Source organism: Phycisphaeraceae bacterium, from assembly GCA_020639155.1.
GTDB lineage: Bacteria > Planctomycetota > Phycisphaerae > Phycisphaerales > UBA1924 > JACKHF01.
On record JACKHF010000002.1, the window covers coordinates 984,702 to 994,000 of the forward strand.

A 9,299-nucleotide genomic window follows, 5' to 3' on the forward strand; every position below is an offset into this window, starting at 1 on the left:
ACTACGTGGCGGCACTTCCAGGCCGAACGGGGAATCCACCGACGAGTCGCATCTGGCGGATGGGAGAGTCGGCATCGGGGCGCACAAACATCGAGGCACGAAGCCTCTCCGGCAGGAACGCCTTGCCGTCTCGCAGTCGGATGTCGGAGAAGCGAAACACCGCGGCAGAAAGCGATACACCGAAGCGCTTGGTCATTGCCGGCAGGAACCGCTTCTTCCAGAGCCACTCGGATTCGGTGGTGTTCATCATGAGCTCAGTGATGCACGGTGCTCGGTCGAGCTTGAGCTCGTCTGCGATGCGAAAGAGCTCACGGACGAGAAGCGGTACGGGCATCAAGAAGGCTGCGGCAAAGCGATCAGCTTGTTTCTCGTAGCGGTCTCCGCTAGCACCTGGTGCCGAGCCGGTCTCCTGGAAGACCTTTCGGACCTTCGAGTGAAGGGTCATGTGCGCAAGCTCATGGGCACACGTGAAGCGGTAGCGGCCTTCGTGCTGCAGGACCTTCTCGTCGATGAGGATTTCGCGCTCCTTGATGTAGGACGCGCCGAGTACATTCGGGCCAAGGTGCGAAAGGTCAGAGACGCCGAACTCATAGCCGAGGGGATGCTCGATCCACAGGTCAACGGGCACGGGCAGCGGAGTCTCGCGAATGCCGAGCTCGTTCTTGCACTGCTGGAGCAGCTCCATAGCGCGCTGCTCGATGCGGCGAACAGCAACACTCGGCTGCAGGAATGGCCCGTCGCGACCAAGCATCACTGCTTACCCCCTTCGCCGCTCATCTTCTTGGCCTGCTTGATGAGGCGATCCCACTGCTCGGGCTTCAGGTCTTTGGCAGTGCGAAGGAACTCGGGGACCTTCGCCGCGGTCGTTGCGTCCTGACTGGCGATCTCACCAACCACGGTCTCCGGCTTCTTCCAGCCGGAGCGAAGCTGTGCCTCCCCGATGCCGTAGACCCTGGCGATCTTCACCAGCAGCTCCTCGGACGGAGCCCGTCGGCCCTTCTCGATGTCGGTGAGGTGGGCCGGAGCGATGCCGAGCTTGGCCGCTGTCTCCCGGAGGCCCTTGCCACTGTCCACCCGATGGGCGCGGAGCACCGCTCCGAGCTTGTCGTTCCCGAACTGGAGGTCTTTCTTGGTCAAGGAGGGTCTCTGGGAGTGTTCGCACTGATGCTAACAGCGTTCCGATGACGGTCAAGCCCGGACTGTGGAAAACGCCCGGAAGGTACCGGGGACAGGGGGACCGACCAGAATGTGCTTGTACGCCTCGCGTTAGGGTGGCAAGTCGAGGTCAGTGCCATCAATCGACCGAGTACGTCGAGGAAGACACTGCTCCTATGGGCACAACCGCCCGGCAAACCCGGTCTTACCAACCGGGCTAAGGGGACGGAGCTTACCGCCCGTCATGGTTGTGGCTCTTCGAGCCGGATGCGATGAGAGTCGCTTGTCCGGTTCAACGGAGGCTCATCAGAGTAATCCCCTCTGCAGGACGCAGAGAGAGTAATCCTGATGTTCTATTCGATGCGCGGGCGCGCACGGAACGTGGGCGACGCTGACAGACCTCGGCATTTCGCTGAGGCCGGTGTGGTTGAAGGTGGTGAGGAGAAGTGATTCTCCAAATCCCCCAACGGGGTTCGGTGGAGGCGACTCCATCGTTCAACGTGAGCTGGCGTCGGGAGCTTCTGCTTGGCGACAAGCGGAACCGGAGCTGACTGCTTCGGCGACCTGAGCGAAACCTCAGGCGGTGAATAGCTCAACGATGAGAGGCCCGAACACATAGGGCTTGCCAGTGAGTTCGAGTAGAGACGGTGCCGAACTGTGAAAGACCAAAGCCGATGGGTAAGGGGGAGCTTCTTGGTTCTGCCCCCTGAAATCACTCCGATGAGTGCAAACTGTGACTGGGCGGGAGTCCGGTACACACGGCCTTGGTCCCTCTGGGTAACACCGGATAGCGACGTGACTACTCGAATGACGACGACACCTAAAGCGGGAAGCACTGTGGTTGCCGGAGTGGTATCCGGTGCCTGGCGTGGTCAGCCAGGTGTTTCAAATGCCGCAGTGTGGGAGTGTGCTGCAAGTAGAAGTTGGCGCGGTCACGTGCCGGGCGGATGTGCGGCAAGGCAGTCGCAGTCCGTTTGCGCGTTTGGGCTGGTAACCCAAGCGAGTGGAAGCAACGACGAAAGTGGCGAGGGGCATTCAACCCCATAGGACAAGTGTTCCGGCCAAAACTGCTCGCATGGCGAGTAGCGGCTGGGCCTGGGAAGCGCTTTGACGGCTGGTGAGAGTTCCATCTGGCGATGGAGTTGTCATTAGCGGTGGATTGGCCGAGCGGTGTGCAGTGCATGACGCACTGCACCAGTTTCTCTGGTTGCGCAAGCGCAACACGTAGGAATTGGAGCACGCGATCTGTGGAATCAGGTCGCGTGCGACGTCTGTGCGCTTGCGAGACCACGGAGGTTTGTCGCCATGGTTGCGGCAACCGTGCTCGCAGCGTGCTGCGTTCGCTCGTGTAGGCGATGGTTGAGCACTTGAGAGCTCCCGCTGTGGGTGACAGCAGCTCGATGCTGCTATGCGCCCACACTTGAACGGCGGTCGAGCTCTCGGTGCTCCCTGAGCCTGAGTACTGCGGAGCAGTGCGTTTGCGGCCAATCGCGCCAGTAAGGATTTCGGCTTTCGCGGGTTGAGCCATCAATCAACCCGCACCCCAGGCGGTGAGAGAAGAACGGGAGAGAAGGAGCATGAACATCAACGTCGTCACGTCACGAGAAGCGCTTGTTCAGGTCATTGCGACGAATCTACTCACCGCCGGGTATCGGTACTACGTGATGGGCCGCATTCCGGAAGGGAAAGACCCGAGGTCAGTGGATGCGAAGCTAAAGGCGAAGTACGACCTTGGGCTTTCGCGTTGGCAGCGTGCGCGTCGCAAGAGAAACGGGCATGCGAACGTGCGGTATCTCAGGCATGGACGCCTCTTCGTGATGCTTGCCACGGAAGGCAGGCATCGCTGGTTCGAGGACGAGCGCGAGCAGATCCGCGACGCTCGTCGAGTGCCGCTCAAGGTCGCCGGGTACTCGATCAGCCTTCGCGGCAAGCCGACGACTCACGGGAGGAACCAGCACCATGTGCACGTGGAGCTTCGGCGATCGACATACCGAGACCTGAAAGCGTACTTCCTGGACCTGGCGACGCATCGGTCAGAGGGGAACCTGATGCGGGAGCTCTGGAATCTACCGTTCGAGCCGTACGCCCCGGTGCGTCGTCAGCTCCTGAACATCGTCCGGGCCGTCAACCGGGAGCGGAAGTCGGCAGGGTTCTCCCGGATTCCGTTCGATTCGATCCGGTTCAAGCGGCGAGTTCTGAAGCCGTTCGGTGTGGATGGTTCGAGCTAGCCCGCCAATGGGGAGGGGAGGCACACGACCCGGTTTCCATGAAGATGCTTGTGGGATGCGGAGGCAGGTGGTAGTGACTACCATGGTATGGTAGTCACTACGAGGAGGCGTCATGCAGCAGTTCAAGTCCATTTACTTCGCGGATCACCCAGCCGAAACGGCCAAGAGGAAGAAGGTCACGCTCGCTTTCGGGCCTGGGGACGCGGAGCTTTTCGAACTCGTGAGCCCGCTGTCGAGCGAGGAGATTCGGCAAGCGGTCGGATCAACTACGTTCGGTGATCTGAAGACGCAAGCCGAGGGCTCCGGGCTGACCGTCAATGCGTTCTGTCTAGGTCGGCTGCGGCACGCCAAGGAAAAGGGCAACGGCCAGATGAGCTTCCCGGAGATTACGGTCGAGCCGGAGCTGCGGATTGACCCGATTCAGGCGACTTTCCGAGGCGGCGTGGAGGAGCCCCTTCACGACTGGTATCCGTATCTCGAAGGGTACTCGCCGGAGTTCGTGGCGAACGTCTTGGACGCGTACGCGCCTGCCGCCAAACACGTTCTCGATCCTTTCGCGGGATGCGGCACCACCCCGCTCACCGTGGCCCGTCTAGGGGCGCACGGGAGCTACTGTGAACTCAATCCGTTGCTTCAGGTGTTAGTGGAGACCAAGGCGGAGGTGCTTGCCCTCGGAGAGAGGAAGCGACGGCTGCTCGGGAAGCGGCTGCGAGACCTCGCCGAGGAACTCCCCGGAGAGCTTCGGAATCACGGACCCGATGGACGGCTGTCGGCGTCATACAAGGCGACGTTTGGCAAAAGCCAGTTCTTCCCGGCCGAGACGCTCGATTCCGTGCTCCGGCTGCGGGCGTGGCTCGACGCGATCGACTGCACCGATCCCGAAGCAGCGGCGGTTGCCTCCATCTCCGCCGCTGCTTCTCTGATACCTGCCTCTAACCTCGTGCGGCGTGGCGACCTGCGGTTTCGGAAGGGCGAAGCCGAGAAACGGCTCCAGGTGGCTGACGTGGTGGTGGAGGTCGCGGACCGGATCAGAAGCATGGCGGAGGACCTAGACCGGATCGAAGGGATCAAGGACCGTCCCCGTTTGATCGCGGCAGACGCGAAGCGGCTTGGTCGATGCGCAGGCCTTGAGGTGGACGCCGTTGTTACCTCGCCGCCCTACCTGAACGGGACGAACTACTACAGGAACACGAAGATCGAGCTCTGGTTCTTGCGAGCTCTTCTCACCGGGCGAGACCTCTCCGAGTTTCGCCGGCAGACCGTGACGGCGGGCATCAACGATGTGACCGCTGGCAAACGCACGGAACCCGTATCCGAAGCCGTGAAGAACGTTGTGGACGAGCTCGAGAAAGACTCCTACGACCGCCGCATCCCCCAGATGGTGCTCAGCTACTTCGGCGATATGGCCGGTGTGATCGATGGGTTGGCGGGCCACGTGAAGGGCGGAGCCCCCTTGCTCATTGATATCGGAGACTCCGCGTACGCGGGTGTGCACGTGGATACTCCGGCGATCCTCGCCGACCTCCTCGCTGAGCGCAGCTGGAAGGTGAACTCAGAGGTCACCTTACGGCGGCGAATGTCGCGCAGCGGGGTCGGCCTCCGACAGGTTCTCGTGGCAGCCGAGGCCCCCAAGCGCCAGACCACCAGAACCAAGCCGCCCGCTTGGTCGAAGCGATGGACCCGTTTCACCGAGGCTCTGCCTCACCAGAGCGGCGACTTCGCTAAGCGCAATTGGGGGAGCCCCCTCCACTCGCTTTGCTCCTATCAAGGGAAAATGAAGCCCTCGCTCGCGCGGCACTTGGTAGAGGCCTTCGTGTCGAAGGGGGACCGACTCCTCGACCCGTTCGGCGGCGTGGGTACCATTCCCTTTGAGGCGGCGGGCCTCGGTGTCCAGACGTGGAGCTTCGACATCAGTCCCGCGGCCGTGCCGATCGCCATGGCCAAGCTGCAACCGGCGGAATCGCCAGAGTGTCGGCGGATACTGGATGAGCTTACAGCGTTCATTCGAGCGAAGCGCGTGACTAAGGCGGAACGGGAGGCCTCCGAGCAGATTCGGTTCAACGGGCCGCTGAAGGACTACTTCCATCCCAAGACGTTCGACGAAGTGATCCTGGCTCGGCGATACTTCCAGGAGCGTCCGCCGACTGGTGCGAACGAGTCGCTCGTGTTTGCCGCGCTGCTTCATGTACTGCACGGGAATCGGCCGTATGCCCTGAGCCGTCGGTCGCACCCGATCACCCCCTTCTCGCCCACCGGGGAGACCGTCTATAAGTCATTGATTGAGAAGGTGACCGAGAAGGTTGATCGTTCGCTGAGCGTCGAGCGGCCGGTCGGTTTCGTGCCCGGTACGTCAGTGTTCCAGGATGCCACGGGCCTGTGGCCCGTCGACGTCGATGACCTGGACGCCGTCATCACCTCCCCGCCGTTCTTCGACAGCACGCGGTTCTATCTCGCTAACTGGATGCGGCTGTGGTTCTCGGGGTGGACCTCCGCCGACTTCAAGAAGCGCCCACTGGCGTTCGTCGATGAGCGTCAGAAGCAGGACTTCCGCGTCTATGAGGCGGTGATTCGACAAGCCCGCGAGCGTCTCAAGCCGGGCGGCGTGTGCGTCTTCCACCTCGGCAAGAGCCGCAAGTGCGACATGGCGGAGGAGATCGGGCGGATTGCCCGGCCCTGGTTCTCGTCTGCCGAGATCTTCGCCGAAAGCGTCGAACACTGCGAATCACACGGCATCCGGGACAAAGGAACCGTCGTCGAACACACCTACTTGGTGCTTCACTAGATTCCTAAACCAGCTGCTCTAATCCATTCGGCTCGTGACACAGCGTAACTGACGATGTCTCGACGCTCGACTTGTACGCTTTCCAAGGGATTCTGGATCATGCGTAGCTGCGGAGAGCTACCGCCGAGATTCTCCACGAGTGCGAGCACGAAGCTCTCGCGATGATGCCGCGCCGCCTCGTATTCGGTTGGAGTCAGAGTAATCTCTCCGAGGTTAGCGAGGCTGCTCTTGACCTCGATCACCATTGCTCGATCTCCTCGTCGTGCCCACAGGTCGAAGCCGTAGCCGCGACGGTTCGTGTAGAAGGCGACACTCCAGCCTTGCGAGCGAAGCACCTTCGCCACAAAGCTCTCTCCGTCGGCACCGGCGTTGCTGGCCGGTGCCGCTGGCGGCGTCAACAGTGCTTCAACCTCGGGTAGTTCAGGCATTCGTAGCGGTGGCGGGCCTTCAGGGATTTGGACTTCGGCTTGTCCATCTGCGGTGAGATGCCGCTCAACCCATGCCTCGGTGAGCAACAGCCGCTGCCCATCTCTCATCATGCTAGTGCCAAGTGCAAAAAGCGAGAATGTGTGAAGGGCGACATCTCGCCAATTCTGATATTCCTTGTCGCCCGGTATTCGATTAGCGACTTCGCGGCGCAGTGCCCGCTGCTCGGCAGTCGTCAAACCTCGATATTCTCGTATGCACTCGACAGCCCACGAGCTTTCCCCTTGCGTCCGAATGCGCGACACGAAGAAGTCGAACTCATCCCTGTCAATAAAGCCATCGCACTGCTCCAGGACCCGACCTGTTTCAACAAATACCTGCAAATCAAAGTCGGAGTATTGTTCCACGCGGTTCGGGGGAAACCATGGCTCGCAAGCGAAGCGGATTGCGCCAAGGGACCGTTCTAGCACGCGTGCGGGATCATCGGCATGAGCGAGCTCGACGCCTTGGGGGGTGAGAGACACTTCGGCCCAAGATCGATTGTCGGTCCGTTGGATCAAGCGTAGCGGCTTATCCATAACTAGCAGGTGATGGCGGCGCAGCTGAACTCCGGGGTCCGGACTGTTGATCTCGGCAATCTCCGCGAGGCGTTGATAGTCTTGGGCCGTCAGGCGAACAGGATGCCCGGCCGCACGATCCATCAAGAACTCGGCGATTCCGTGCAGCCACGAAACCGCTACATGAACTCGTGTTGCGACAAACCAGCCTCGGTCGCCACGGTCCGCTTGACCGAGCCTATCCACTAAGCGAGCGCGAACGGTTTCAAGACTCATCAACACGTTCCTGAGGATCGCGCAGATGACCCGGCACATGCTCAGCGTGCTCGAAAATGTCGATCTTCTCGTGCTCGCGGATGAGGCGACGGACTTTCTTGATGTCCTCCGGGTAGTGAATCCATGCTTCGATGAACCCGTCCGTATCCTCGACAATGGCGGCCACGGCGTCCTCGTTGATGCGAGGCGGCCCGGCCAGGAGCGCGTACTCGTAGCCGGTGCGGACCGCGAGCCGCTTGAGCTTTGGCATGTCGTAGAAGCTGGAAGGCCATTGGTCGTGCTTCTGGTTGTTGCACGTGCCGCAGAGCAGAGTGGCGTTCTCCGTGGTCATCGGCCACAGGAATCGCGCGGGTAGGGTGTGATCGAGGTGGAAGGACTTCTGGCTGGTGTCCGAGTATTCGAGCTCGGTGCCGCAGTTGAAGCACTGGCCCTCGAACTTCTCGAACACAACCCGGCTGTCGATGCGGCCGCCTTCCTCTGCGAGCTGCCGGTAGAGGCGCCTGCGCTGGGCCGCCTCGCGGTGCTGGTCCGTGATGCGGGACTGGTTCTTGATGCCGTTGTAGATCGTCTTGCAAAGACGGCACTCGCCTTGGTATCCGCTCGCTCGGGAGGCGTGCCGGTCGAATGATTCGACCGGTTTCAGCGAATAACAGAGCAGGCAGTATTTAAAGCGGCGTGCCTCGGTGATGTAGTCGTCATGAAGGATGACGAACGGTCCCTGCTCGATGACCTCACCAGACTCGGTGCGAACCAGACGGTAGTCGAAGAACTTCGTCTCTCCGCCCGTGACGAGCTCAAAGTCACAGGCCGGGCACTGGATCGAAAAGTCCGGGCCGATCTCGTCGGCCCGCACAAAGATGAACTCGCGGCAATCGGGAGAGAGGCACTGGAAACCCTTGAACACCACGTCGCCCATGCCCCGAACATGCTCGGGGCGCACTTGGCCGTCTTTCTCCAGCTTCGTGTAGGCCTTCCTTCGTGCCATTGGCAATCCTGTCGATGTGCGACCCCAGTTCCGCCAAGAAGAGATCCGCAATCATACTCCCGAGTCAAGGCGGGCAGCGATACGTGGTTCTGGAGGGTGCCTGACTGAGTGCAAGGCAGCGGGGCAGTTTGCGTACCGGAAGTTGACCGATAAGACGACTTATCGGTCAAATCCTGAATGATTCCGGCGGGTTAGGCCACTTGCTTTCGTGGCGTTCTGCTGCGGATCGCCTCCTCGATGGCGTGTCGAAGTGCGACGATGTCGTAGCTCGATGCCGTTGGGACTCGCAGAAGCGGAACTCCAGCGACACGCATGGCGTTGTCGAGGAATGCGTCCCGCTCTCGGCGATCGGCCAGACCATGAGTCGGGTCGTCGAGCTCAATGCCAAGGACGATCCTCGTAGTCTCTGGTTCGCAGAGGACGAAGTCGAGCTGCTTGGAGCTGATGAGTGCACCATGCCCAGCGGACCAGGCATGCCGCGAGCAGTTGATCACGTCTGCCAGGCGAACGCTCATTGCAACGGTGAAGCGGTCAGAGACGGCGTCCTGCAATGACCGGAAGAAGAGTCGCTCGCTCTTGGTCAGCAGATGCGTCCGTGCGTGATACGGATAATGGCCTTCCTTGATGGCGACGCGATGCCGCCACCGGTGGATGGGAGGCAGTTGGCGGCTGCGGCGGCGTCCTTCGCTACGCCCTCGCAGCAGTAGCAGTACAACGGTGACGGCGAGAACGCCGGTGAGCAGTAGCCGGATGTCCATCCTGCTGTGATAGCACGACCAGCGAACGGAGTGAATGAGACGTACCCCGTATTGCTGGAGCTGGTGTGGCGCGCTCGCTGAGCCCTGGGTACAATCGGGCAACTCACGGCACTTGGCGGCCCAGTATTCGCC

General features: G+C 61.2%; 7 protein-coding genes. 2 read left to right on the top strand and 5 right to left on the bottom strand.

Annotation, left to right across the window (positions count from 1 at the left end; all coding sequences use genetic code 11):
• Window position 1: 1 nt before the first annotated feature.
• Both H6815_14770 and H6815_14775 read right to left on the bottom strand, forming a co-directional pair.
• Complete coding sequence (locus H6815_14770) at window positions 2-751, bottom strand: ImmA/IrrE family metallo-endopeptidase (GenBank protein ID MCB9861702.1); 750 nt, start codon at window positions 749-751, stop codon at window positions 2-4.
• Window positions 751-1,137 carry a helix-turn-helix transcriptional regulator gene (locus tag H6815_14775; GenBank protein ID MCB9861703.1) on the bottom strand — a complete coding sequence of 129 codons (387 nt, stop codon included), beginning with the start codon at window positions 1,135-1,137 and terminating at the stop codon, window positions 751-753. The genes H6815_14770 and H6815_14775 overlap by 1 nt, the downstream gene beginning before the upstream one ends.
• A 1,595-nt stretch (window positions 1,138-2,732) precedes the next feature.
• On the opposite strand from H6815_14775, the gene H6815_14780 reads away from it, so the two are divergent.
• Both H6815_14780 and H6815_14785 read left to right on the top strand, forming a co-directional pair.
• Window positions 2,733-3,383 (top strand): hypothetical protein, encoded by a 651-nt coding sequence (locus H6815_14780; protein MCB9861704.1) that lies wholly within the window; start codon window positions 2,733-2,735, stop codon window positions 3,381-3,383.
• A gap of 1,576 nt (window positions 3,384-4,959) precedes the next feature.
• Window positions 4,960-6,165, top strand: a complete 1,206-nt coding sequence (locus H6815_14785) for an SAM-dependent methyltransferase (protein MCB9861705.1) — start codon at window positions 4,960-4,962, stop codon at window positions 6,163-6,165.
• Here the strand turns inward: H6815_14785 and H6815_14790 are convergent.
• The 3 genes from H6815_14790 to H6815_14800 form a co-directional block, all read right to left on the bottom strand.
• The gene (locus H6815_14790) at window positions 6,162-7,424 is read right to left on the bottom strand and encodes a DUF3883 domain-containing protein (protein ID MCB9861706.1); all 1,263 of its coding nucleotides are present in this window, start codon (window positions 7,422-7,424) and stop codon (window positions 6,162-6,164) included. The two genes, H6815_14785 and H6815_14790, sit on opposite strands and share 4 nt — an antisense overlap.
• Window positions 7,414-8,409: an HNH endonuclease gene (locus tag H6815_14795; GenBank protein MCB9861707.1), complete on the bottom strand. Its 996-nt coding sequence runs from the start codon at window positions 8,407-8,409 to the stop codon at window positions 7,414-7,416. The genes H6815_14790 and H6815_14795 overlap by 11 nt, the downstream gene beginning before the upstream one ends.
• A 191-nt stretch (window positions 8,410-8,600) precedes the next feature.
• Window positions 8,601-9,167, bottom strand: a complete 567-nt coding sequence (locus tag H6815_14800) for a DUF2726 domain-containing protein (protein MCB9861708.1) — start codon at window positions 9,165-9,167, stop codon at window positions 8,601-8,603.
• Window positions 9,168-9,299 lie beyond the last annotated feature (132 nt).